This window comes from Micromonospora sp. NPDC049048 (genome assembly GCF_043197615.1).
Lineage (GTDB): Bacteria > Actinomycetota > Actinomycetes > Mycobacteriales > Micromonosporaceae > Micromonospora.
This window is the reverse complement of the sequence record NZ_JBICTM010000004.1, coordinates 33830-58907: the sequence shown is the minus strand read 5'-3', so window position 1 is coordinate 58907 and position 25078 is coordinate 33830. Positions and strand designations below refer to the sequence as shown.

The 25078-nt window shown below is 72.4% G+C and carries 16 protein-coding genes and 1 pseudogene; 13 read left to right on the top strand and 4 right to left on the bottom strand.

From position 1 onward, the window contains the following. The first annotated feature begins 8 nt into the window (after positions 1-8). The 6 genes from ACGFIG_RS14955 to ACGFIG_RS14930 all read left to right on the top strand — a co-directional run bounded on the left by ACGFIG_RS14955 (position 9) and on the right by ACGFIG_RS14930 (position 7221). The gene (locus tag ACGFIG_RS14955; protein WP_393003029.1) at positions 9-1814 is read left to right on the top strand and encodes a RyR domain-containing protein; all 1806 of its coding nucleotides are present in this window, start codon (positions 9-11) and stop codon (positions 1812-1814) included. Next, positions 1804-2316 carry a hypothetical protein gene (locus ACGFIG_RS14950; protein WP_393003027.1) on the top strand — a complete coding sequence of 171 codons (513 nt, stop codon included), beginning with the start codon at positions 1804-1806 and terminating at the stop codon, positions 2314-2316. The genes ACGFIG_RS14955 and ACGFIG_RS14950 overlap by 11 nt, the downstream gene beginning before the upstream one ends. Before the next feature lie 126 nt (positions 2317-2442). Further along, positions 2443-3327: a carbohydrate ABC transporter permease gene (locus ACGFIG_RS14945; RefSeq protein ID WP_393003025.1), complete on the top strand. Its 885-nt coding sequence runs from the start codon at positions 2443-2445 to the stop codon at positions 3325-3327. Beyond that, positions 3324-4154 carry a carbohydrate ABC transporter permease gene (locus ACGFIG_RS14940; RefSeq protein ID WP_393003023.1) on the top strand — a complete coding sequence of 277 codons (831 nt, stop codon included), beginning with the start codon at positions 3324-3326 and terminating at the stop codon, positions 4152-4154. Before ACGFIG_RS14945 ends, ACGFIG_RS14940 begins: the two co-directional genes overlap by 4 nt. Before the next feature lie 20 nt (positions 4155-4174). Beyond that, positions 4175-5584, top strand: a complete 1410-nt coding sequence (locus ACGFIG_RS14935) for an ABC transporter substrate-binding protein (protein ID WP_393003021.1) — start codon at positions 4175-4177, stop codon at positions 5582-5584. Positions 5585-5859: 275 nt separating this feature from the next. Beyond that, complete coding sequence (locus ACGFIG_RS14930; protein WP_393003019.1) at positions 5860-7221, top strand: PQQ-binding-like beta-propeller repeat protein; 1362 nt, start codon at positions 5860-5862, stop codon at positions 7219-7221. A gap of 223 nt (positions 7222-7444) precedes the next feature. On the opposite strand, the gene ACGFIG_RS14925 is transcribed toward ACGFIG_RS14930, so the two are convergent. Together ACGFIG_RS14925 and ACGFIG_RS14920 are read right to left on the bottom strand one after the other, a co-directional pair. Further along, positions 7445-12907, bottom strand: a complete 5463-nt coding sequence (locus ACGFIG_RS14925) for a carboxyl transferase domain-containing protein (protein WP_393003017.1) — start codon at positions 12905-12907, stop codon at positions 7445-7447. A gap of 244 nt (positions 12908-13151) precedes the next feature. Then, positions 13152-13529 carry an MmcQ/YjbR family DNA-binding protein gene (locus ACGFIG_RS14920; protein ID WP_393003015.1) on the bottom strand — a complete coding sequence of 126 codons (378 nt, stop codon included), beginning with the start codon at positions 13527-13529 and terminating at the stop codon, positions 13152-13154. Positions 13530-13778: 249 nt separating this feature from the next. On the opposite strand from ACGFIG_RS14920, the gene ACGFIG_RS14915 reads away from it, so the two are divergent. From ACGFIG_RS14915 to ACGFIG_RS14900, 4 genes and pseudogenes are all read left to right on the top strand, one after another. Further along, positions 13779-15002: a multidrug effflux MFS transporter gene (locus ACGFIG_RS14915; protein ID WP_393003013.1), complete on the top strand. Its 1224-nt coding sequence runs from the start codon at positions 13779-13781 to the stop codon at positions 15000-15002. A 351-nt stretch (positions 15003-15353) separates the two neighbouring features. Further along, a complete protein-coding gene (locus ACGFIG_RS14910; RefSeq protein ID WP_393003011.1) occupies positions 15354-16535 on the top strand; it encodes a Cmx/CmrA family chloramphenicol efflux MFS transporter in 1182 nt (393 codons plus the stop codon). Between the two features lie 116 nt (positions 16536-16651). Next, a pseudogene (locus ACGFIG_RS14905) lies at positions 16652-16819 on the top strand (transposase); the annotation flags it as partial. Positions 16820-16904: 85 nt separating this feature from the next. Beyond that, positions 16905-17732 carry a TIGR02452 family protein gene (locus ACGFIG_RS14900; protein WP_393003009.1) on the top strand — a complete coding sequence of 276 codons (828 nt, stop codon included), beginning with the start codon at positions 16905-16907 and terminating at the stop codon, positions 17730-17732. A gap of 91 nt (positions 17733-17823) precedes the next feature. Here ACGFIG_RS14900 and ACGFIG_RS14895 read toward each other — a convergent pair whose 3' ends face one another. Beyond that, a complete protein-coding gene (locus ACGFIG_RS14895; protein ID WP_393003007.1) occupies positions 17824-18354 on the bottom strand; it encodes an SRPBCC family protein in 531 nt (176 codons plus the stop codon). A 221-nt stretch (positions 18355-18575) separates the two neighbouring features. Between ACGFIG_RS14895 and ACGFIG_RS14890 the strand changes: the two genes are divergently transcribed. The 3 genes from ACGFIG_RS14890 to ACGFIG_RS14880 are packed head-to-tail and all read left to right on the top strand — an operon-like array spanning position 18576 to position 24411. Then, positions 18576-21215 carry a fibronectin type III domain-containing protein gene (locus tag ACGFIG_RS14890; protein WP_393003005.1) on the top strand — a complete coding sequence of 880 codons (2640 nt, stop codon included), beginning with the start codon at positions 18576-18578 and terminating at the stop codon, positions 21213-21215. After that, positions 21212-22342 carry a DUF58 domain-containing protein gene (locus ACGFIG_RS14885; RefSeq protein ID WP_393003003.1) on the top strand — a complete coding sequence of 377 codons (1131 nt, stop codon included), beginning with the start codon at positions 21212-21214 and terminating at the stop codon, positions 22340-22342. Before ACGFIG_RS14890 ends, ACGFIG_RS14885 begins: the two co-directional genes overlap by 4 nt. After that, positions 22339-24411: a DUF3488 and transglutaminase-like domain-containing protein gene (locus ACGFIG_RS14880; protein WP_393003001.1), complete on the top strand. Its 2073-nt coding sequence runs from the start codon at positions 22339-22341 to the stop codon at positions 24409-24411. The genes ACGFIG_RS14885 and ACGFIG_RS14880 overlap by 4 nt, the downstream gene beginning before the upstream one ends. Before the next feature lie 54 nt (positions 24412-24465). Here ACGFIG_RS14880 and ACGFIG_RS14875 read toward each other — a convergent pair whose 3' ends face one another. Then, entirely contained in the window at positions 24466-25029 is a 564-nt protein-coding gene (locus tag ACGFIG_RS14875; protein ID WP_393002999.1) for a hypothetical protein, read from the bottom strand. Positions 25030-25078: the final 49 nt, after the last annotated feature.

Sequence of the window (25078 nt, the reverse complement as noted above, 5' to 3'; positions counted from 1 at the left end):
TGCCGGTCATGACAGACCCGGTCGCCACCTCGCGCCACCTGGTCGAATGGTGGCTCCGAGCCGTGTTCGGAGTCATCGGGCTGGCCGCCTTCATCCTCGGCTACATCGGCTTCGACCGCCTGCTCCAGGCCCGGCCGGAGACCGCGCACGACCCGTTCGACGTGCTCTACTACGACCTGCAACTCTTCGTCTTCGGCGCCGAGCCCTTCCAGAACGCCGGGCCCTACCCGTGGCAGCTACAGGTCGCCCGGTTCGCCGCCCCGCTGTTCACCCTCCTCGCCGTGGCCGAGGCCAGCCGGCTGCTACTGGCCGCCGAGAGCCGCCGCCTCCGGGCCCGGCGAGCCCGTGGTCACGTCCTGGTCTGCGGCGACTCCCCGTTCGCCCACATGCTCGCCGACCGGCTCTTCGCCGACGGTGAACGCGTGGTCGTCGTGCGCTCCGAACCATTCGGGCCACTGGAATACCGCCTCCGCCGGTATCTCGGCGTCGTCGGCGACCCGGCCAGCCCCCAGGTGTTGCGCGGCGCCGGCCTGCCCCGGGCCCACACCATCTACGCCTGCAGCGAGGACGACGACCGCAACCACGCCATCGCCAACACCGTCAGCCGGCTCATCCAGGACCGGCGGCAACCACCCCGGGTCTACGTGCTGGTCCACGACTCCGAGATGTGCCTGTCGCTGCAGGCCCGGCGACTCGGCGCCGCCGGATCCAGCCGGCTACGACTGGACTACTTCCACGTCGACGACATCGCCGCCCGCGCGCTGCACCGGCACCACCCGCTGCCAGCCGTGACCGGCCGACCCACCAGGGTCCTCATCGCCGGCACCGGCAGCTTCCGCCGAGCCCTCCTGGTGGAGACCGCGCGGCACTGGCGGGCACGCCGGGCCGACACCCCTCCCGGCCACGCCGTGCCGCCCCTGCGGGTGGACCTCGTGGCCCCGGACGCCGGCACCGAGCTGGCCGTCGCGGCGTCGCGCTACCCGTTCCTGAACACGGTCTGCCAGCTCACCGCGTACGACCGGGACCTCGACGGCCTCGTCGGGCTCGACCAGGTCGGCCGCGACCGCTACGACCGCATCTACGTCTGCGCGCCGGAGGAGACCAGCGGCCTGCAGTTCGTGCTGGACACGCCCGCCCTCTGGCAGCGCGCCGAGAATTCCGTCTTCGTACCGGTCTACCAGCAGGCGGCGCTCGCCGCCGCCTTCCACGGCGACTCCCGCCACGACCTGCTCGACGAGGTGCACGGCAAGCTGCGCCTCTACCCGGTACTGACCCGCGCCTGCGATGCCCGGCTGATCGCCGAGGACCTCACCGAACGGCTGGCCCGGCTGATCCACGAGCGGTACCTGCAGGCCCAGCAACGCGCCGGCGTACGCCCCGGCGACGCGCCGGCCATGGTGGACTGGTCGCGACTGCCCGAGTCGCTACGGCGGGCCAACCGGGCACACGTCCAGGACATCGCCGCAAAGCTGCTCAACCTCGGGTGCGTCGTGGCGCCCCGGCGCGGCGGCAGCAGCGACGCCGCCGCCGGGCAGATCATCGACGACCGGATCGAGGAACTCGCCCGCCTCGAGCACGAACGGTGGTGCCGAGAACGACGCGGGGAAGGCTGGACGCACGGCGAACCCCGCGACGACGCCCGGCGACGGCATCCCGCCCTGCGGCCCTGGGCCGAGTTGCCCCTCGACGTCCAGGAGCAGAACCGCGCGGAGATCCGGGCACTGCCGGACGTCCTGTCCGACAGCGGATTCGCGCTGATCCGGCTGGCGCCCGCAGTGCCCGCGCAGCGGAGAGGACCGAGCGATGCCGGCTGAGCCCGCACCGGTACGCGTCGGCGTGACCGGGCACATCAACCTGACCCGGGACACCGAGTTGCTCGTCGCCGACGCGCTCCTCGTCGAGCTGCGCCGGATCAGCGACCGGCCGGTGCACGGCGTCACCTGCCTGGCGGCCGGTGCCGATCAGCTCTTCGTGCACGCGATCCTGGAACTGGGCGGCACGTACGAGGTGATCCTCCCGGCCCGCGACTACCGGACCGCCGTGATCGACCCGGAGAACCGGACGACCTTCGACGACCTGCTCGCCCGGGCGGCGGCGGTCGTCCACACCGGCCACGACCACTCGGACACCGCCGCCTACGTGGCCGCCAACCGGGAACTGGTACGCCGGGTGCAGCGACTCGTGGCGGTGTGGGACGGGGAACCCGGCTGCCACGCGGCGTCGACGGACCGGACGGTCGACTGGGCGCGGGGCCTCGGCATCCCGACCACGGTCCTCTGGCCCGCCGGCGCCCGCCGGATGCCCCGCAGCGACTGACTCCCGAATGATGTCCATTTTTCGATGTCGTTGTAGGGTGCTGCGGTGCCTCCCCCTTCCACCGTCAGCGCGCCACCGGGCGACCGCGCACCGACCTCCGAACCCGCGCCGTCCACCGCCCGGCAAGTGCGGCGCGCACGCTTCAGCGAATCCGGTCTCGCCTGGCTGATGCTGCTGCCCTCGGTGGCGGTCTTCGCCCTGTTCGTGTTCTGGCCGCTCGGGCGCACCCTCTACCTGTCCGTGCACGGCAACGACATCTTCGGCGCCGCGTCCGAGTACGTCGGCGCGGCGCACTACCAGGACATGCTGTCCGGCGAGTTCGGCAAGGTGCTGGCCACGACGGCGCTGTTCACGCTCTTCTCGGTGGTCCCGGCCGTGCTGGGCGCGCTCTTCGTGGTGCTGCTGCTGGAGGCGCGCATCCGCGGCGTACGGGCGCTGCGCACCGCGTTCGCGCTGCCGTTCGCGTTCTCGGTGGCGACCGCCTCGGTCATCTTCGCCGTCATCTACAACCCGGCGATCGGGGTGGCCAACGGCCTGCTCGGCTCCCTCGGCATCGACCGCGTCAACTGGCTCACCGACCCGTCGATCGCGCTGCCCGCCGTCTGCGCCGCGACGGTGTGGATGAACTTCGGCTACAACATCCTCGTGCTCTCCGCCGGGGTCTCGGCGATCTCGCCCGAGGTGGTCGAGGCGGCCCGGCTGGACGGCGCCACGGGCTGGCGGCTGGCGACACGGATCACCGTGCCGCTGCTCTCCCCGCAGCTGTTCTTCCTCGTCGTGGTGTCCACGATCCACGCCCTGCAGAGCTTCGGGCAGATCCACATCCTGACCAAGGGCGGGCCGGACCAGGCCACGACGACGCTGGTCTACTCGATCTACGAGAAGGCGTTCGCGTTCGGCTCCTCGGACTTCGGCGCCGCCAGCGCGCAGGCCGTCGTGCTGCTGGTCATCATGCTCGGCTGCACGGCTGTCCAATTCGGCGTCCTCGAACGGCGGGTCCACTACCGATGAGAAAGCTCAACCTCGGGCGGGTCGCCGTCTACGTCGTGCTCGGCCTGGCCGCGATCCCCGTGCTGTTCCCGGTCTACTACGGCTTCGTCGGCGCCGTCATGGGCCCCGGCGACCTGGCGACCTATCCGCCCGCGCTGGTACCGAGCGCGCTGCACTGGCAGAACATCACCGACGTGTTCCGCTCGGTGCCGCTCGGCCGCTTCTACGCGAACTCCGCCGTGCAGGCCGGCGTCATCACCGTGGCGCAGGTCGTCACGAGCATCTTCGCCGCGTACGCCTTCGCGTTCCTGCGCCTGCCGGCGAAGGCCGCGACGTTCAGCCTGTTCCTCGCCACCCTCATGGTGCCGTGGGAAGCGATCATCATCCCCAACTACCTGGCCATCTCCGACTGGGGCCTGACGCGCGGCGGGCTGACGTACCTCGGCCTGGTGCTGCCGTTCCTCGCCTCGGCGTTCGGCACGTTCCTGCTGCGCCAGGCGTTCCTGCAGTTCCCGACCGAGCTGCGCGACGCGGCGGTGATCGACGGGTGCGGCCACTGGCGCCTGCTGTGGCGGGTCATCGTGCCGCTGTCCAAGCCCTCCATCGCGGCGGTCGGCGTCTACGTCTTCCTCTCGGCGTGGAACCAGTACTTCTGGCCGCTGATCCTGATCCGCGACACCGAGTTCCAGACCCTGCAGATCGGCATCTCCCAGCTCAACGACGCCGAGGCCGCACAGCCGGGTCTCGTCCTGGCCGGCGTCGCGTTGTCCCTGCTCCCCACGCTGGCCGTCGTGATCTTCGGCCAGCGCTACATCGTCCGCGGGCTGACCGCCGGGGCGCTGCGTTGAACCATCGAGAAGGAGAAGCAATGAGAAGACCTCGGCTCCGCCGGACCGCGGCGGCGTTCGTCGCCGTCGTGGCCGCCGCCGCGCTCACGGCCTGCGGCGACTCCGGCTCAGGCACCGACGGCGACAGCGGCGCGCTCGACGCGCCCGGCGCCGAGGTGCTGGAGAAGGCCACGGACAAGACCACGATCGAGTTCTGGCACGCGATGAAGGGGGCCAACGCCACCGCCGTCGACCAGCTCGTCGCCGACTTCAACGCCCAGAGCGGCGGCAAGGTCGAGGTCAAGGCGGTCTTCCAGGGAAGCTACGACGAGACGATCGCGAAGTACAAGGCGTCGGTGCAGCAGAAGAGCACGCCGGCCCTGGTGCAGATCTACGACATCGGCAGCCGCTTCATGGTCGACTCGAAGCAGGTCGTGCCGATGCACAAGTTCATCGAGAAGGACGGCTTCAACGCCGCCGACATCGAGCCGAACATCGCCAGCTACTACTCGGTCGACGGCAAGCTGTGGTCGATGCCGTTCAACTCGTCGACGCCCCTGCTGTACCTCAACAAGGAGGCGTTCGAGCGGGCCAAGCTCGACCCGACCAAGCCGCCGAAGAACCTCGACGAGATCGGCGAGCTGGCGAAGAAGCTCACGGTCAAGGACGCCAGCGGCAAGACCGTCCAGTACGGCTTCAACGCCGCCATCTACGGCTGGCTGGTGGAGCAGCTGCTCGCCACCGACGGCAAGGAGTACTGCGACAAGGGCAACGGGCGCAGCGGCCTGGCCACGAAGGTGCAGTTCGACCAGGAGACGGCCGTGCGCGTCGCGCAGTGGTGGACGGACCTGGTGAAGGGCGGCTACGCGACGAACACCGGCCGCAAGACCGACGACGCCCAGGCCGCCTTCAAGTCGGGCACGGTCGCCATGCACCTGGAGTCCACCAGCGTGCTGCGCGGCTACGTCGACGCCGCGAAGGGCAAGTTCACCGTACTCACCGCCCCGTACCCGAAGGTGAGCGCCTCCTCGACGGGTGGTCCGATCATCGGCGGCGCCTCGCTGTGGATCAACGGCGTCGGCCACAGCGACAAGGAGAAGCGGGCCGCCTGGGAGTTCGTGAAGTTCGCCTCCGGGCCGGTCGAGCAGGCCAAGTGGCACACCAGCACCGGGTACGTGCCGATCAACGCCAAGGCGCTTGACGAGCAGATCGACAAGGACTGGATGGCGAAGTTCCCCCAGTTCCGTACCGCCGTCGACCAGCTGCACGCGCTGCCGCCGTCGGTCGCGTCGGCCGGCTGTCTGCTGGGTGTGATGCCGCAGGCCCGCAAGGCCTCCGAGGACGGCCTCGAGGCGGCGATCGTCGGTAGCAAGCCGGCCGAGCAGGCCATGAAGGACGCGGCGGCGAGCGTGCAGGGCGCCATCGACAGCTACAACAAGTCGGTCGGCTGACCCCGCGCCACGTGATCGTCGAGAAGGGCCAGTTCCCCACGGAACTGGCCCTTCTCGCTGCCGGCCCACGGTCGGTGCCGCCGGCACCGGTCCCGGCGGCACCGGTCCCGGCGGCACCGGTCCCGGCGGCACCGGTCCCGGCGGCACCGGTCCCGGCGGCACCGGAGTCCGGGCTCCGCCGCAGGAGCACCGAGCCCCTCGCCGGTGCGCATCTCGTCCGGCGGGGTGCGGGCGGATCCTAGGGTGGGCCGTGCCACCGATCGAGGGAGAGACCGTTGCCGCTGTCGTACCGCCCGCCCCGTTGGAGCCCGACAGGGGCGGCCCTGAGCCTGCTCGTCGGGCTCGCCGCCTGCACCGTGCCGGGGAGGGAGCCGCCGGAGCCGCAGATCGTGGTGACCCAGGAGAACCTGCGCGGAAAGGAGACCCCGGCGGGGCAGGAGGGCCCGGCGCCACTCTGGTCGGTGCCGGTCAGGCGGCTCGACCAGCCGTTGACACAGCTCGGCCAAGTCGTCGTCGTGCCCGACGGGCGGGAACTGCGCGCCGTGGACCGTTCCACGGGGCAGGACCGGTGGCGTCACCCGTTCCCGGTGAGCTACCAGTACGCGGTCGCCGGTGAGCTGATCGTCGTCAGCGCCAGCAACGGGGGGCCGCTGGAGGTGCTCGACGCGGCCACCGGCGCCACCCGCTGGCGGGCGGAGGACACCCAGGACGTCGTCGTCCAGCAACGGAACGTCTACCACCGGGCATGCGTCGGCACCGGCCGGTCCGCGACGTGTGTGGTCGTCGCCCGGGACGTCCGCGACGGTCGGCACCTGTGGAAACTGCCCGCCGACCGGTTCGCCCGGGTGTCCGACGACGCGGTCGGTGTCCGTCCGCCCCACGCCGCGCCCACCGAGCGGTACGTGGTGGTGCGGCTGACCGCGTCCACCCGGACCTACACCGTGATCGCGGCCAGCACCGGCAAGGCCGGCGCCGGGCGGCTGCCGAGCCGGGCCTGGTACGGCTTCCTCGCCGGTGACCTGCTGGTGAGCACCGACCACGATCCGCCCCGCGGCGACCGGCTGTGCACGGTCAGCATCGCCACCGTCAACGCGGCCACCGGCGCCAGAGGCTGGTCCGGTGAGGTCTTCAGCGGGCGGCGCGAGGACGGCGAGTGCGTCAAGCGGCTGGCGTACGACCACAGCGGGTTGACCATGATCGGGGTCGGCACCCGGCTCGTCGCGGTCACCGCCGACGGCCGGCCACAGGCGGTCGACCTGCGCACCGGCAAGGCGGAGTGGGAGGGCACCAGCCCCGGCGTGCCGATCAACGGGGACGACCGGTCCGTGCTGGTGCGGCGCACCGCCGACGAGGGCGAGCTGGCGCTGCTCGACATGGACACGGGCGCGACGCGGTGGAGCGCCCCGGATCCGGGGATGTCCGGCACCTCGGCGAGCTGGCGGGCGAGCGTGACCCGGCGCCTCGTGGCGGTCAGCGGCACGGTCGGCGAGCGGCCGTTCGTGCTCGTCCACGACGTGTCGACCGGTCGCCAACTCGGCCGGTATCCCGGTTGGCTCGCCGGCGCCGGGGACGACTGGGTCGCGGTCAGCCGTTCCGGGGGACCGGACGGGATCGCCCTGGACCTGCACGCCTTCTGAACCGGCCCACGGGAGCGGCGGCCGGCCAGCCGCCGCTCCCACTCGACGGAGCAGCGGCCACCCGGCTGACCGATCCGTGCCGCCCGACCGAGCAGCGCCGCCCGACCGAGCAGCGTCGTCCGGCTGGCCAAGCAGTGCCGCCCGCGCGACGCGGAGAAGACGGTCCCCGGCCCGCCCGGGCCGGGGACCATCAGCGGACGCCGGTCGCTCCGGCACGCCGCCCTCAGCGCAGACGGGCCTCGATGGCCTCGATGACGCGCGGGCGCAGCTCCGCCGCGCGGATGACGGCGTCGACGGAGCCGACCTCGACGGCGCGCTGGATGTTGTGCACCCGGTCGAACTCGGCGGCCACCTCGCCCAGCTTCTCCACCCGTACCGTCGAGCGCAGTTCGTCGAGTTCCGCCGTCAGCGCCGCACGGTCGGTGCCGGAGGCCGCCGCGACGCGGGCCTCCAGCTCCCGCACGCGCGGGTCGGCGGCGGTACGGGCGTTCACGTCACCGGAGAACACCACGGCGGCGGCGGGGGCGCCGCCGAGCACCGAGGCGAACGAGCCCTCCAACGCGAGCACCGTCATGTTCGGGTTCAGCGCCTTGGAGAACACCACGAACGCGCCCCCGTGGTAGCGCGAGATCACGCAGAACACGATGGGCCCGCGGAAGTTCACGATCGCCCGGCCGATCTCGGCGCCGTACTCCAGCTGCAGGTTGCGCATCGACTCCGGCGAGCCGTCGAAGCCCGACAGGTTCGCCAGCACCACCAGCGGCCGGTTGCCGCTGGCCGCGTTGATCGCCCGCGCGGCCTTCTTCGACGACCGCGGGAACAGCGTGCCAGCGGTGTAGGTGTCCGGGCCGTCGGTGGGCGGGAAGCCGCGCCGCGGCACCGCCCGCGACTCGATGCCGAGCAGGCACACCGGCATGCCCCCGAGGTGGACGTCCTGCACCGCCACGGTCTCCGCGTCGGCCATGCCCGCCCACCGTTCCAGCACCGGGTGGTCCTGGTCGGAGAGCGCCCGCATGACGGTGCGGATGTCGAACGGCTTCTTGCGGTCCGGGTTGGCCTCGGCGGAGAAGATCTCACCGACGGTGGTGAAGTCGCTGCCCACCACGACGTGCGGGAAGGTGGAGATGTCCCGGTCGACGGGGTCGCTCGTCCGCGTCCGCCGCGGCCCCTGCTCGCCGGGCGCGACGTACGTGTGCTCGTAGTGCGCCATCAGCACGTCCCGCGCGGCGGCCAGGTTCGGCGCCCAGTACTGCGCCTGCCCGTTGGGGCCCATCACCCGGTCGTAGCCGCCGATGCCGAAGTTGTCCTCGGCCGACACCCCGCCGGAGAAGTCGAGCGACTGCTTGCCGGTGAGGACCATCGCCGAGTCCGGCGTCATCACCAGGATGCCCCTGGTGTGCATGAGCATCGTCGCCTCGGCGTTCCAGTACGGCTGGGCGCCGACGGTGATGCCCGCGACCACGATGTTGATCTCGCCGCCGTCCTGGGTGAACTCGACGATGCGCTTGAGCGCCGCCGCCACCCAGTCCATGTTCTCCGTGCCCGACTCCATGGAGATCCGGGCACCCGCGGACAGCGCGTACCACTCCAGCGGCACCCGCATCCGCTCGGCCAGGTCCAGCGCGGCGATGACCCGGCGGCACTCCGCCTCCGACAGCGCGCCGAGCGCCTTCGTCGGATCGCCGAGCAGCACGACCCGGGTGACGCCCTGCGGGTGCCGACGGGTCGGCGTGGTCACCACGCCCGCCACGATCGCCGCCTTGTTACGCCCCTTCGGCCGGTCGACCGGCACGAGCGCGTGGTCGTCGTCGAGATCGTGCTCGACGAAGGTGCCGAGCAGGCCGGTCAGCTCGTACGGGTACACCGCGTTACGGCTGCTCGCGCGAAGCACCTTCTGCCGGTAGTCGTCGAGCGGCTCGACCGGCTCCTCCGACGGCTCGCCGACGGTCAGCTCCGTACCGCCGGTGGCGTCGAAGGAGATCCGCACAGCGATCTTGGCCAGCTCGCCGGTCCTGGCGTCGCGCTGCCGCGCGATGAACAGGATCTCCTCCAGCCCGGCGCCCGCCGTCGTCGGCAGCACCCGCCGGGCGATCATCTTCAGTTCGGCGCGGGTCAGCTCGCTCGGCGGCCAGACGTAGATCACGATCCGGTTGGTGCTGAAGCGCTTTTTCGACGGCCGCAGCGACTGCGCGCGGCGGATCGAGTCGAGGCAGGTGGCGAGGACGTCCTCGGCCGTGGGCAGCGCCACCAGCCGCCCGTCGTGCTCGCGCAGCTCGGCCAGGTCGCGTACCTGGGCGAACGCGACGAGCCGGTCGTCCGACGGGTTCTCCCGCGCGACGCACTGGAAGAGGTAGACCTCCTCGTCCGACGACGGCAGGCGGGTGAGGTCGAACCTGCTCAGCCGCTCCATCTGCATGCGCTGCGCGATGTACGGGTGCAGGCCCCGGATCAGCCGCTCCTCGACCATCCTGACCGTCGACGGCCGGAAGGTGAAGTGGTGGTGCATGACGGCGCCGCTGCGACCCGCGACGGTGGTGGTCAACCTGCGGACCTGGTTCGGCAGGGGGTGCGCGTTGACGACCTCGTGCAGCGCCGCGGCCATCGCGTCGAAGTCCTCCGGCTGCCCCTCCCAGGCCAGGTAGATGTCGACGTCGATGGCGTCGCGGCTGCTCGCCAGCTCCGCGAGGCCGCGCAGCGCGTCGCCCAGCGCCTCGAAGCTGACGGCGGAGGAGACCACGCACAGCCCGGGCCGCTCGGCGACCACGAACGTGCAGCCCTCGGCCACACTGGTGCGTACGCCGGTGAGGCCCTTGTTGCCGTAGTAGCGCCGGGTCAGCACCTCCAGCATCACCGCGTTGTCCAGATCGTCGCGGACGAGCCGCTGACCGAGCAGCCGCACCAGCGGCTCGGTGGAGCGCACCATCTCGGCGATGCGCTCGGCGCGGTCCGGTGCCTCCGGGTGCGCGTCGAGGTGCCGCAGGTGCTTGCGGACGTCGGCGTAGACGCGGGCGCGGTTGCGGCGCAGCAGCGGCTGGGCGAACCAGGCGAACACCACACCCCGCGCGAGGTCGGAGACCACCGGGAAGCGAACCTGCGTCGCGGCCACGAGCCGCTCCAGCGCGAGACCGGCGGGCTCGCGCAGCGACTCGTCCGGCGGCGGCTCCCGCAGCCAGGCGCGCAGCAACGTCGCGACGACCGTGGCGTCGGCCGACGCGCGTTGCAGGGCGAGGAAGATCCGGAACACGGCGGCTTCGAGCTCGGGGGAGCGCTCCAGGTCGGTGACGCCGTAGTGCCCGAGCGCCTTCGCGAGCTTGGCCTGGAACGCCTCCGGCAGCCCGGCCCGCTCCACGTCGAGGCACTGGAGGTAGGTGTGGAAGTACTCGCGGGCGCTGGGCACATGGCCGGCGCCGCCGCCGTCCTCGCCCGTCGGCCGGTTACGGCTCAGCTCGGTGAGGTCGGCGAACACGTCGATGAGGTCGAGTTCCTCGGCCAGCGTCCGGTGGCCGTCCTCGGTGGCCGCCCGGCGTGCGGCGAGGTAGTCGTCGAGCAGCCGGCGCTCGTCGTGCGGGTCGACGTCGAAGCCGAGCAGCAGGCTGCGCAGGTCCTCCTGGCCGCGCGCGGCGCGCTCGCGGGCCGGGACGGTGCCGGACGCGGCGGGCAGGTCCAGCTCGACGGACTCGTCGGCCGAGGTCTCCCCGGCCTCGGCGTCGTCGGCGAGCGGCTCCAGCCGCAGCAGCGGCGCACCCGTCTCCACCTGGGAACCCACGGCGACGACGCATTCCTTCAGCCGCGCCTTGAACGGTGCCCGTAGCACCGTCTCCATCTTCATGCTCTCCAGCACCAGCACGGGCGCGCCCGCCTCGACCTCGGCGCCGACCCGCAACGGCGTGGCGACGACCAGCGCGGGCATGGGCGAACGCAGGACGCCGCCTTCGTCGCGGGTGACCCGGTGCGCCACGCCGTCGACCTCGACCAGGTGGATCGGTCCGTGCGTGCCGATGAGCAGGCGGTAGCGGGCGCCGTTGACGAGGATCTGGCCGGTGTGCCGGTCGAAGCGCTCCAGTTCGACGTCGGCGGTGCGGACGGCCCCACCCGCTTCGATGCCGACCCGGAAGCGGTGCGCGCCGACCCGCGCGACGCGTACCCGGTAGCCGACGCCACGCAGCTTGAGGTCCAGCGGCCGGCCGCTCTCGTGCTGCACCTGCGGGCGCCCGCCGAACGCCGTCGACAGCAGCCGCTGCCGCTCGACGCGTTCCTCCTCCTCGTACGCCTCGATGGCGGCGGCCGCCAGCGCGACGGCGGAGTGCCGGTGCGAGACGAGCCTGCCCTCGCCCCGGACGCGGTCGATCCAGCCGGTGTCCGCGCTGGCGTCGATCACCTCCGGCTGGTCGAGCAGGTCGAGCACGAAGCTCTTGTTCGTCGCGCCGCCATCGATGATCACCGTCGTCTGGGCCATCGCGCGGCGCAGCCTGCCGAGCGCCTCGTCGCGGTCGCGGCCGTACGCGATGATCTTCGCGATCATGGAGTCGAAGTCGGCGGGGATGGTGTCGCCCTCGCTGACGCCGGTGTCCACGCGGATGCCGGGCCCGGCGGGCAGGTCCAGCCGCGCGATGCGGCCGGGGGAGGGCGCGAAGTCGCGGTCGGGGTCCTCGGCGTTGAGCCGGGCCTCGATGGCGTGGCCGCGCTCCACGGGCGGCTCGCCTTCGAGGCGCCCGCCCGCGGCCACGTGCAGCTGCGCCTTGACCAGGTCGAAGCCGGTGGTGGACTCCGTGATCGGGTGCTCGACCTGCAACCGGGTGTTGACTTCCAGGAACGCGAACAGGCGGTCGCCGGGGTGGTAGAGGAACTCGACGGTCGCCGCGCCGCGGTAGCCGACCGCGACGGCCAGCCGCTCGGCCGACGCCTTGAGCTCGGCCGCCTGCTCGGGGCCGAGCACCGGCGACGCCGACTCCTCGATGACCTTCTGGTTGCGCCGCTGCACCGAGCAGTCGCGGACCCCGAGCGCCCACGCGGTGCCCTGGCCGTCGGCGATGACCTGGACCTCCACGTGCCGGGCGCCGGTGACCAGGCGCTCCAGGAACACGACGCCGCTGCCGAACGCCCGCGCGGCCTCCTGGCTGGTGCGCTCGTAGGCGTCGGCGAGTTCCGCCTCGTTGGTGATTACGCGGATGCCGCGCCCGCCGCCACCCGCGGTCGCCTTCAGCATCAGCGGGTAGCCGATCTCGGCCGCCGCCGCCAGGGCGGCGTCCAGGGTCTCGACCGCGCCGCGGCTCCACGGCGCGACGGGCACGCCGACCTCCTCGGCGATCAGCTTCGCGCCGATCTTGTCGCCGAGCTTGCGCATGGCGTCCGGGCTCGGCCCGACGAAGGTGACGCCGACCCGCTCGCACAGCTCCGCGAACGCCGGGTCCTCGGCGACGAAGCCCCAGCCGACCCAGGCGGCGTCGGCGCCGGTCTCCACCAGCGCGCGCTCCAGCACCTTCAGATCGAGGTACGGGCGCGCGGAGGCGGGACCGAGGTCGTAGGACAGGTCCGCCTCGCGGACGAAGGTGGCCGTGCGGTCGACGTCGGTGTGCAGGGCGACGGTCTCGATCCGTGTCCCGGTCTGCGCGGCGATGTCCCGGACAGCGTGGATGAGCCGCATGGCGGCCTCACCGCGGTTGACGATGGCGACACGACTGAACACCGACCAGCCCTCCTGTAGCCCAATGATGCGCGGGCCGCGACGTCGCGGCACCTTCGGCAGTGTCCACCCTCCCGCCTGTGGATCAAAAGGCCAGGGATCCGAATCGACGCGGCCAACGTGGAGGATTGTGGCTCTGACCAGGCAAAACGCTGGCCACCTTCTTGATCGTTTCCCGGTATGTGTTAGGGGGTATCCACATGGTGGGAAAGTGATGTCCGCGCCGGGCGCAGATGTTACTGACGGGTCAGGGGGCGCTGCCGCCGTCGAGGTCAGCGACGAGCGACTCCGGGACGCGCATGCGCCACGCGTCGGTGACGAGTTCACCCAGGCGCTCGGCGTCCACCTGCGCCAGCCGCAGCATGACCAGAGGCAGCCCGTCGTACGCGGGCGTGGTGAAGAAGAGCTCGGGCTCGCCGAGGAGCAACGCCTGCTTCTCCGCCTCGTCGCCGACATACAGCACCGCGACGTCGGTCCGGATGAGGCGCGGCCGGCCGGGCCGACGCTCCGGGTAGGACCAGACGAACCCCTTGTCGGCGACCCGGAAGTCGAAGCCCTCGCTGTCGATCTCGACCACGTGCGGCAGCGCCCCTGCCAGGTGACGGACGTCGTCGGCGTCAGCCATCGAGGTCGCTCCGGACCATGTTCTCCCGCATGCGCGCAGACTAACGGCCACCTCCGACACCGATCGGCTGTGAGCTCGGTTACCTCACCGCCCGGCGGGAATGAGATCGCCGGATCCGGATTTGGAGCCAGATGTGACTTCCTCACCCTTCCCGGCCCGGCTGCGCACCGACCGGTCGGCGGCGAGCCGATGACGGCCGCCGTCGACGCCCCTGACAGGACGGCAGCCCCACTGACGCGGGGTGACCTGATGAGCCCCCGGCAACGCCTGCGGCTCGTCCTCGTCCTCGGCTCGCTGACCGCCGTGGGCCCGCTGACCATCGACATGTACCTGCCCGCGCTGCCCGCGCTCGTCGCCGAATTCCAGACCACGTCGGCGGCGGTCCAACTGACCCTCACCGGCACGCTGGCAGGCCTCGCCCTCGGCCAGTTGTTGATCGGCCCGCTGTCCGACGCCGTCGGCCGACGCGTACCGCTGATCGCCGGCGTCGCGCTGCACGTCGTGGCGTCGCTACTCTGCGTCGTCGCGCCGAACATCGCGGTTCTCGGCGCGCTGCGGGTGGTGCAGGGCCTCGGCGTCGCCGCGGCCTCGGTGGTCGCGATGGCCGTGGTCCGTGACCTGTTCGACGGCGCGGCCTTCGCCAAGCTGCTCTCCCGGCTGCTGCTGGTCATGGGGGCCGCGCCGATCCTCGCGCCGACCCTCGGGGGTGGGCTGCTGCGCTGGACGGACTGGCGCGGCGTGTTCGTGGCACTGGCCGCCTTCGGCGTGCTGCTCGCCGTGGTCGCCGCCCTCGGCCTGCCCGAGACGCTGCCACCCGACCGGCGCCGGCGCGGCGGCGTGGTCGCGACGGTGGGCGTCTACGGCGCACTGCTGCGCGACCGCACATTCGTCGGCCTGGTCCTGGTCGCGGGGCTGGCCATGGCGGCGTTGTTCGCGTACGTGGCCGGCTCGTCGTTCGTCCTGCAGGAGCAGTACGGCCTCGACGAGCAGGAGTTCGGATTCGCCTTCGGCGCGGGCGCGGTCGGGCTGATCGCGGCGACCCAGTTCAACGTACGGCTGCTGCGCCGCCACTCACCGCAACGGATCCTCGTCGTCGCCCTGGGCGTGGGGACCGTGGCCGGACTCGCGCTGCTCGCCTTCGCTGTCACCGGAGTCGGCGGGCTGCCGAGCCTGCTGGCGTCGCTGTGGGTGGTGCTCGCGGCGGCGGGCCTCGCGATGCCCAACGCGCCCGCCCTGGCCCTGTCCCGGCACGGGGAGACGGCCGGTACGGCCTCCGCCCTGCTCGGCGCCGTGCAGTTCGGCGTCGGTGCGCTGGCCGCGCCCCTGGTGGGCGTGCTCGGCACCGGCGCGGTCGCCATGGCCGTCGTCGTCGCGGGGGGCATGCTGGCGGCCATGGCGGTCCTGCTCGTCGTGGTGCGGCCGGCCCGGCTCGCCGGCATCGAGCCGGACGCGGTGGTCCTGGCGACGCACTGAGGCACTGGCGGGGGCGCGTTTCAGGAACACCCCCCGCGCGTGCGGAGACCAGGGCGGTCGCTCCCACGTCGGTCGAAAAGACCAGGTGTTGCGGGGCGCGAGGGTGACGACGCTCGCTCCCGCAACCCGGTTGCATGCTGACCGGTGGGTGTGAATAGTCTTTGCACCATGTCGAGCCCTGAGGCATCCAAGGTGGGGGCTTTCGGTCACGCCGTCAGCTCCCTGAACCGCTGAGTTCTTAGCCCGCCTCCCAGCAGTCTTTGCTGCCTGGGACATTTGCGCGCGGCCCTGGGGCGCTGGCCGCGGTGACGAGACGTCTCCTTCTCCTTCTCGCTCACCTCGGAGCTCTTGATGCCTCTCCCGCTCTACCTGCTTGCCGTGGCGGTCTTCGCCATGGGCACCTCGGAGTTCATGCTTGCCGGCCTGGTGCCGGACATCGCCACAAGCCTTGACGTGTCGGTCGGGGCCGCCGGGCTTCTGACCTCGGCGTTCGCTGTCGGGATGATTGTCGGCGCGCCGCTGATGGCGGCGCTTGCGCGCCGTTGGCCTGCCCGGGCCAGCCTGTTGAGCTTTGTGCTGGTCTTCGCCGTGGCCCACGTCGTGGGCGCCCTCACGACGAGTTTCGCGGTTCTGCTCGTCACCCGCGTGCTCGCCGCCCTGGCCAACGCGGGCTTCCTGGCGGTGGCACTGAGTACGGCGGCCACGCTCGTCGCATCTGATCAGAAAGGGCGCGCGCTGGCGGTGCTGCTTTCGGGTACGACGGTGGCCACCATCGCCGGAGTTCCCGGCGGTGCGGTGCTCGGCACGCTGCTCGGCTGGCGGGCAACCTTCTGGGCGATCGCACTGCTGTGCCTTCCCGCTGCCTACGGCGTCGTGAAGGGCATCCCGGCCCGTGCCGGACAGACCCCTCAGGGCACTGCGGCCGGCTCGTCTCTTCGGCACGAGATCGCCCAGCTCGCGATGCCCCGGCTGGTGCTGGTCATGCTGCTCGGTGCCCTCGTCAACGCCGCCACCTTCGCCACGTTCACCTTCCTGGCGCCGATCGTGACTGACACCGCCGGCTTGGGCGACTTGTGGGTCTCGGTCGTGCTGGTGCTCTTTGGGATCGGGTCCTTCACCGGCGTCACCCTCGCGGGACGGCTCTCCGATCAGCATCCCCGCCTCGTGATCGCAGTCGGTGGCCCGTTGCTGCTGCTCGGCTGGGTCGCGTTGGCGGCCCTGGCCGCCCAGCCGATGGCGCTTCTGCTCCTCGTGTTCGTGCAGGGCGCGCTTTCCTTCGCGTTGGGCAGCACCCTGATTGCCAGGGTGCTCTATGAGGCAGCAAGCGCCCCCACCATGGGAGGGTCGTATGCGACCGCGGCGCTCAACATCGGTGCTGCCGGCGGCCCCGTCGTTGCAGCAATGACCCTGGGGACCGATATTGGCCACCTCGGCCCGGTATGGGTCAGCGGCGTCATGGTTGCGATTGCACTGGTCATCGCCCTGCCGCTCCGGCGATTCATTACACCCCGCGTCGGTCAGGCGATCCGATGACCCACGCGAACGCTCCGCTGAGCATTGAGGGACGGCGGCGACTCATCAAGCGCTGCCGACAGTGGGGTCTCCGGTAGAGGTTTTTCGACCAAGAAGAACCTGACACCGGAGACCTCGTGGCCACCTTGGCGGTGACGAGGCGGCACGACCTGACCGACGCCCAGTGGGCGGTGCTGGCACCGCTGCTGCCTGCGGGTAAGCGGCCAGGTCGGCCGTGGCAGTGGAACAAACGGCAGCTCATCGACGGCATCCAGTGGCGGGTTCGCGTCGGTGCGCCGTGGCAGGGGAAAGCAGTTGTCGGCGGAGACCGGGGACACCTAGCCTGCTGGCTGTGTATGCCTCCTGCCTGCGGACGCGCCGGGTGTCCCGGTGAGCGGTCGCCTTCGTGAGATAGCCCGGCAGACGGTGGCGATCGCCGAGTCCGGCCGGTACCGCGACGGCGGCGGCGCCGAGGTCGTCATCGGCGCGCAGGTGCGGGCCGCGGTCGCCGGCACCCGGCACCACCTTCCGGACGAGGCGCTCCCGGTGGCGGACACGCGGGCCGGAGCCGGCGACGTCGAGGTGACGTACGAGTCGACGTTGCAGGCGGCCCGCCGGGTGGGGCCGGACGCGGCGTGCCTGGTGTTCGCGTCGGCCAAGAATCCCGGCGGCGGATTCCTCGGCGGAGCCAAGGCGCAGGAGGAGAGCATCGCCCGATCGTCCGCCCTGTACCCGTGCCTGCTCGCCGTGCCCGACTTCTACGCGTTCCACCGCGGCCAGCACGACCTGCGGTACAGCGACCGGGTCATCTACTCCCCGCGGGTGCCGGTGTTCCGTGACGACAAGGGCACTCTGCTCGACCTGCCGTACACCGCGTCGTTCCTGACGGCCGCGGCGCCGAACCTCGGCGCGATCGTCCGCAACCAGCCCGAGTACACCGCCGACGTTCCGGGGGTGCTGCGCCGTCGGGCGCGTCGGGTGCTCGAGGTGGCCGCCGCGCACGGGCATCGGACGATCGTGTTGGGCGCCTGGGGGTGCGGGGTGTTCCGCAACGATCCCGCCACGGTGGCGGAGGCCTTCGCCGACGCGCTGCGGGCGGTCGACCGGTTTGACCGGGTGGTCTTCGCCATCCGCGACAACCTGTCGGGCACACCCGTGTACCACGCGTTCACGCGGCGTTTCGGCGGCGGAGGGCCGGGGCCGGCGGGTGACGGCTGAGCGGACCGCCACGTCGCGCTGACCGCCGTACCGGCCGAACTGGGGTGCGACGCCGCTGCCGGCGAAAGGCGCCCAGCCGCCGACGCCGGGCTCAGCGCGGCTGCTCGGCGAGGTCCCGGATGCCCCGCAACGTGCCGGCCATGGCCTCCCGCAGCGCACCCAACCGGCGTTCGATGATCTCCTCCTCGTTCTCCGGTGCCTGGTCGATGATGAGGCTGAGCCCCGTGCGGCTGGGGCCGATCCGCACGGAGTGCGACAGCCGGCAGCCGTCGTCCTCGGCGACGAGACGGTACTGCCAGGAGGCGCCCGGGTGCCCGGGGTCGGGAGGCCCGCCGCCGAAGCGGTCGTCCGGGTCGGTCACCACCCAACCGAAGACCCGCGGCTCGTCGTAGAGCACGACGTGCGAGACGGTACGCCACTCGCCCAGCAGCGGATGGTGGTTGTAGCCCTCGAACCGGGCGCCGAGGGCCGGCCCACCGCTGCCGTCCAGCCAGCGCACCCGGCGCAGCTCCGGACTGAACCGCGCGGGCAGCTCGATGTCCGTGACCAGTTCCCACACCCGGGCGGGATCCGCCGCCAGGTGGAGGTCGCATTCGACCGCCGGGCCGTCGACATAGCGCACGGCATCCTCCCTCGTGTCCTGCGGTTCGCTGATCCGCCGGCTGGCTCCGCTGTCACCGGACGGCGACAACCGCACCGACCATGATGGACCGTGCTGGGCCGTCCACGCAGCCCCGGCACGGTCGGGCACCCGTCACCACACTGGACGGACGGCGCCTTCCGGGATCTGTGGGTGCGCGATAGGATCCGCCCGGCCACAATGCACATGCTGCGGAGGCGACCATGAAGCTGCAATGGCTGACGAAGGCCTACGCGGCGGGAGCCGGGGCAGCGATCCTGGCCCTGGCGGGCACCGTCTTCGCCATCGGTACCACCGCGCAGCAGCCATCGGTCGTCGACGGCGCCTCGTGGCTGTGGAGCCGGAACACCGGCGAGGCCACCCAGGTCAACGCCGTGTCGGGCATCGTCGCGCTGCGTCAGCCGATGATCGACGCGCAGGGCCACCGGGTCCGGATCAGCCAGAGCGAGCAGTACGTGATCCTGCACGACCTGGACACGGGCCGGGCCACCTCCATCGACCTGGCCCGACTGGGCTTCTCGGGCTCGCTGGAGCTGGGCCTCAAGGAGGAGACCGCGCTGCTGCTCGACAAGGCGATGGCGGTCCTGGTCGACCGCACCAGAGGCATCGTGCGCCCGGTCGACCCCGCGACCCTCCAAGCCGCCGGCGAGCCGATGCGCCTGCCCGCCCCGCTGGTCGGCGGCGCATTCGACAAATCAGGACGACTGTGGCTGAGCGTGCCGAGCCAGGGCACGGCGATCGCGCTCACGCTCCACGCTGGCCAGCTGAAGGTCGAGCGGACCGAGGCGGTCACGGCCCCCGGCCGCCCCCAGGCGCTCTCGGTGCTCGACGACGGCGCGCTCGTCGCCGACCGCAGCGGCGCCGACACGATCACGGTCGTCGGCCCGCAGGGCGCCCGGAAGATCACGTCGCCGGTGCCGCTCGCCAGCGCGATCATGCCGGCCCGCACGGTCGGTACCACCGCGGTGATCACCGTGCCGGCCGAACGGAAGGTCGTCACGATCGGCGACGTGACGGACGGCGCGAAGGTGGGCGTCCTGCCGCTGCCCAGCAAGGGCGAGGCGACGCAGCCCGCGGTCAGCTTCGCCGGCCGGGTGTACGTGCCCGATCAGTCAGCCGGCATCGTCAAGGTCTTCGAAGCCGACGGCGACCCCGCCGGAAAAATAGACGTCGGTGCGCCGCAGACGTCGGTGGAGCTGGAGGTCCGGGAGGACCACCTCTTCATCAACGCTCCCGAGGCGGACAGCGCAGTGATGATCAACAGCGAGGGCAAGTCCTCCCGGGTGCAGAAGTACGACCCGAACCCGGCAGCCACCCCGACGCCGGACGCCACCCCGTCGCTGGGCACGCCGCCCACCGTCGCGCCGCCGTCCACGCGACCCGTCGACCCGCCGCAGCCGACCTCCCCGGCCGAGCCGCCGACCGATCCGGCGCCGACCCGGACCCGGGTACCGGTGCAGCCCCAGCGCCCCGGGCCACCGGTCCCGGTCACCGCGCTGGCCGGAGACGGGGAGGTGCGGCTCTCCTGGGGCCGTGCGACGCGCGGGTCGGCACCCGTGCGCAGCTACACGATCACCTGGGACGAGGGTGGCGGCGGCCAGGTCCGGGTCGGCGGCGACGTGCTGCGCAGGACGATCAGCGGCTTGACCAACGGCACCACGTACCGGTTCCGGGTCGTCGCCACGAACGCGGTCGGCGCCGGACCGCCGGCGCTCTCCCAGTCGGTGCGGCCGCAGGCCACCACTCCACCGGCGACACCCGCTGCCCCCAGGGCCGCCCTGGAAGTCGGCAGCGCCGGTAACCCCACCGGCGCGGTCGAGGTCGACTGGGCGGCGGTGCCGCAGGCCGCCGACTACGTGGTGACGCCGATCCTGGACGGCGAGGCCGGTGCCCACCCGCCGCAGACGGTCTCCGGCACGAGCGCGAGGTTCCCGGGCCTCACCGCCGGGCGGACCTACACGTTCACCCTCACGGCACGCAACGCGGCCGGTCGGGCCTCGGCCGCCAGCCCGCCGAGCGCACCGGTGCGGGTCCACTACGCCCCCGGCGCGCCGGGTGGCGTGTCCGGCCAGCAGAGCGGCCCGGACACGTACCTCATCCGGTGGACCGCCGCGCGCGCCCACGGCGTCCCGGTCACGTCCTACGTCGTACGCGACAGCCGGGGCACGGTGCTGGCCCGGGTCAACGGCTCCACGCTCACCGCCACCGTCACCGCGAGCGGCCTGACGTCGGTGACGGTGACCGCCGGCAGCGCCGACGGCGACGGCCCGCCTGGCTCCGGCCGGGTCCAGGCCGCCACCGCACCACGGGTCACGATCACGTCGACGAGCGCCACCCAGAACTCGATCACGGTCAGGTTCACCGTGGACGGGGGCGGCTCCCCCCGGTGCACGGTCAGCGTCGGCCAGCAACGGGTCGACTCCTGCACGTCGCCGGTGACGGTACGCGGGCTGAACGCGGACACGGCCTACCCGGTGACCGTTGAGGCGACGAACTTCGCCGGCACCGGCAGGGCCCGGGCCGACCAGCGCACCAGGCAGGTGACCTACGGGGCACAGGTCACCTGCACCGACGCGCCGAGCAACCCGCAGCCGGACTTCTGCGCGAACGGCCTGCCGGTCTACTCCGCCAGCAACGACGACGGCGCGGTGCGGCGACGCGTCGCCAACGGCGCGCGCATCGTCGTCACCTGCAAGGTCCACGGCGAGAACCAGCAGGCCGGGCCGTACAACCACGACAAGGAGGGCGACCACTGGGTGCGCCTGACCGACGGTGGTTGGATGTCGTGGGTGTGGCTGCGGTTCGACAACGGCGACAACGTGGAAGCGATCCAGAACTGTTGATCAGACCCACCACACGGGGGACGGGCACGGCACTGGGCGGCGGCCTCCTGCTCCTGGCCGGCCTGCTGCTCGGGTACCGCGAACTGTTCATGCTGGGCGCGGCCGGCCTGAGCGCGGTGACGCTGTGCGCCGCCTGGGGCCTGGTCACGCCCTCGCTGCTGGTCGACCGCGCCGTCGTACCGGGTCGGGTCCGGCGCGACGAACCCGCCGAGTCCGTCGTCGACGTCACGGCCCGAGGCCGCGTCGGCGGGCTCCTCTCGCTGCACGACGGCGTCTGGGACGCGGACGGCAGGCCGGTGTCGGAGCCCGTCACCACCGACGTGGTCGCCCGTCCCTCCCTGGCGGTCCGGGTACGGCTGGAGTTGCCCACGGCCCGTCGGGGCGTCTTCCAGGTCGGGCCGTTGCGGGTCGGCCGCACCGACCCGCTGGGCCTGTGGTCGGCACTACGGCCCGTCGGTCGAGCGCAACAGCTCATCGTCTGGCCGAACTGGCACGCCGTGCCCGCGTCGACGATCGGGCGCACCGCGCAGGTCGACGCGACCCGGGATGCCCGACACACGGAGAGCACCACCTTCCACACGCTCCGCGAGTACGTCCCGGGCGACGACCTGCGCCACGTCCACTGGCGCACCTCGGCCCGGACGGGCACCCTGATGGTCCGTCGGCACGAGGGTTCGTCCCTGGCACGACTGGTGCTGCTGATCGACGACCGCGCGGCGTCGTACGCCGACCCGGACAGCTTCGAGGAGGCCGTCGAGGTCGCCGCCTCGGTGCTGGTGTCGATGACGGACGCCGGACGCCGGCTGGCGGTGGTGAGCGCCGCGGACCCGACCCGCGACCCGGCGACCTCGGTCAGCGCCGGGCTCGATCTGCTCGCCGCAGCCCGGCTGACCGGTGCGGGCGCGTCCGACGAGCGGATCCAGGCCCAGCTCCGGCTACACCCGATGGGCGACGCCCTGCTCGTCGTGACCGGCGGCGCGGTGGCGCTGGCCGGCCCACTCGCATCGAGGTACCACTCGGTGCGGACCCTGGTGCTCGGGCCGGAAGCCCCTTCCGATGCCGCCGCCGGGGTGACCGCCGCACCCACCGCCGTCGGCATCGTCGAGCGGCTGCGGGAGCAACGATGAACCGCCTGCTGCTCGTCCTCGCCGTCGCTGTCGCCGGGTTCGCCGGCGGCGGCCAGATCGCGGACGGCTACGCCGGCGGCGCGGCCCTCTGGGCGATCGCCGCCGCCGCCGTCGGCGCCGCCGCCGTCGGGCAACTGACCGCCAGACACCGGTCCCTGACCCTGCCTGCCAACGCGCTGGGCCTCCTCGCGCTGCTGTTCACCCTGCACCGGCTCATGCCGGTCCCGGACGGGCTGCTCGACGCGCTCCTGCATACCGGTGCCCGCCTGCTGACCAGCGCCACCCCCATCCCACCCCGGGTGGACACCCTGGCCCTGCCCGTGGCGGCCACCTGGATCGCGGTCGCGGTGAGCGGCGCCCTGGCCCGGGGACGTCGCCCCGGCACCGCCGCGCTCGCGCCCGTCATGCTCGCCGCCGCGATGCTCGCCCTGGCCGGCCCGCGTCGGCACCCCGGCTACCTGCTCACCGCGATCCTGGTCGCGGCGCTCGTCCTGCTGCTCGCCCTGACCCGGGCACCGCGAACGGTCCACCGGCGACCGCGCGCGGCCCGACCGGGCACGACGATCGTTCTCGCCACGGTCCTGGCCGCAGGAGCGGGGCTGCTGACACCGGTGCTGTTGCGCAACACCACGTCGACGCCGCCGGACCTGCGCACAATGGTGCTGCCCCCGGTGCAGGCAGAGGATCAGGTGCACCCGCTGAGCCTGCTGGGCCGCTGGCAGGCCCACCCGGAGCAGCCGCTGCTCGCCATCGACTCGAACCGCCCGGTCGTGCTGCGGTGGGCCGTACTTCCCGACTTCGACGGCACGAGCTGGCAGCCAGCCCCGTCCTACCTCGCCGCGGGCGGCGACCGGGCACCACGCCGGCCGGCGGTCGCCGCCGAACCCGTACGCGCGAAGGTCGCCGTCATGGGCCTGACGGGTGGCTGGTTGCCGGTACCCGACGGACTGGACCGGGTCAGCGGGGTGTCGATAGCCATCGACGAGGAATCCGGCGGCGTCGTCGTCCCGGACGGACTGCGCCCCGGACAGTCGTACGAGGTCGAGGCCGCGGTGCCCACGCCGACGACGGAGCAGCTGGTCACCGCGCAGCTGCCGGTATCGGCCGCCCTGGACGACTACCGGGCACTTCCGCCCGGCAACACCGGCCCGATCTTCTCGCTGGCCCTCGACGCCGCCGGTGACGGCCTGCCGTTCCAGCAGGCGACCGCGCTGGCCGGGTGGCTGAAGCGGAACTTCCGCTACGATCCGTCGGCCCCGGGAGGCAGCGGCTACCCGAGCATCGTCCGCTTCCTCACCGCCACCCCGCAGCTCGGCGGTGGACGAGGCACGTCGGAACAGTTCGCCGCCGCGTACGCCGTCTTGGCCCGCGCGCTCGGCATCCCGGCGCGGGTCGTCGTCGGATTCGGGGCGAAGGCCGCCAGGCAGGGCTCGGCCATAACCGTCGTCACCGCCGGTGACGCGCGGGCGTGGCCCGAGATCTACCTGGAACCGGTCGGTTGGATCCCGATGGACGTCACGGCCCCCCGAGCGACCGGCGATCCCTTGACGCACACGGCGCCCCCGCCCGCCCCGTCCGCCGCCGCGACGGCGTTGCCGCAGGCAGCGGTACCGGAGATCCCGGACGCGGAGACGCCGGACGGCGGCGGCTCCGGCGTCACCTGGCGGTACCTCGCCCTGCTGCCGGCGCTGGCGGCCGGCCTACCCGGGCTGATCGTGGCGCTGCGCCTGCGTCTCAGTCGCCGGCGACGCGTCGGCACGGACGAGCTGAGCCGGCTGCGGGGAGCGTGGGCGGAACTACTCGACGCCGCGCGCCTCGCCGGGATCCGCGTCGAGCCGCACTGGACGGTTGGCGCGACGGTCGCCGCGGTGAGCACGGCCGTGGCGACCGTCCCCGAACCGCACCTGGTGACGGCGGTCAACCGCACCTGGTACGCGGCCAGGCCGGACGCCGACGGCGCGGGGCGGGCCGTCACCCAGGCCACGGCGCTCGCACACGGCGTCCGCCGCAACGCGAGCCGGCTGCGTCGCCTCATCTGGTGGCTCGACCCCCGACCACTGTGGTGGTGACGGCACTCGCTTCCGGCTCATTCCTGCGCGACGGCGGAGGTCGTCGGCGCGTCATCAGGCCGGACGCGACACCGACTCGACATACGCGGTCAACGTCTTCTCATGCGATGCGAGCTGGCTCTCCAGCCGCTGTCGCCCGAACTGGTCCGGCTGGCGTCGATACGCGGCGCGCCCGACGTCGGAGGTGAACGCATCGGCCGGCACGGCTGCCTCGCCGGGAGGGATGAACTTCAAGACCTCCCGCAGCGCCGCGAGGCCCATCCGTAGCTCGGCACAGCACCGCGCCCGCTGTGACCCGTTCACCAGGGCGGGATCGGGCGGGACGATTCGCACGGCTCGCTGGAAGCGCTGCAGGAACTGGGCCGGATCAATGATCCGCGAGAGTTGGTCCCCGCCGAAGGAGAACGGTGGCGCCAGCGTGTCCGGAATCGCAAAGCGGAACTCTCGCGTCGCGGCACAACGGGGGCACGGCCCCTCGTACACCGAGATCCGTTCCTCGCCGGGAATCACGTAGTGCTGATGCCACTCGAACCGGTCCTCCCCGCAGGCGCACGGGTGCAGGCTCATGTAGAGGTGGCACTCCTCCGGCGTCCGCGCCCACAGCATGGTGTCCTCCAAATTTTCTCGACATCAACCGCCATCACCGCCCGCCCGGCGACGGAGCCCG

Bases quoted from the DNA above. Each gene is read 5' to 3' on its own strand.
- ACGFIG_RS14955 (WP_393003029.1), top strand. From the start codon at position 9: ATGACAGACCCGGTCGCCACCTCGCGCCACCTGGTCGAATGGTGGCTC.
- ACGFIG_RS14950 (WP_393003027.1), top strand. From the start codon at position 1,804: ATGCCGGCTGAGCCCGCACCGGTACGCGTCGGCGTGACCGGGCACATC.
- ACGFIG_RS14940 (WP_393003023.1), top strand. From the start codon at position 3,324: ATGAGAAAGCTCAACCTCGGGCGGGTCGCCGTCTACGTCGTGCTCGGC.
- ACGFIG_RS14935 (WP_393003021.1), top strand. From the start codon at position 4,175: ATGAGAAGACCTCGGCTCCGCCGGACCGCGGCGGCGTTCGTCGCCGTC.
- ACGFIG_RS14920 (WP_393003015.1), bottom strand. From the start codon at position 13,529: ATGGCTGACGCCGACGACGTCCGTCACCTGGCAGGGGCGCTGCCGCAC.
- ACGFIG_RS14915 (WP_393003013.1), top strand. From the start codon at position 13,779: ATGAGCCCCCGGCAACGCCTGCGGCTCGTCCTCGTCCTCGGCTCGCTG.
- ACGFIG_RS14910 (WP_393003011.1), top strand. From the start codon at position 15,354: ATGCCTCTCCCGCTCTACCTGCTTGCCGTGGCGGTCTTCGCCATGGGC.
- ACGFIG_RS14890 (WP_393003005.1), top strand. From the start codon at position 18,576: ATGAAGCTGCAATGGCTGACGAAGGCCTACGCGGCGGGAGCCGGGGCA.
- ACGFIG_RS14880 (WP_393003001.1), top strand. From the start codon at position 22,339: ATGAACCGCCTGCTGCTCGTCCTCGCCGTCGCTGTCGCCGGGTTCGCC.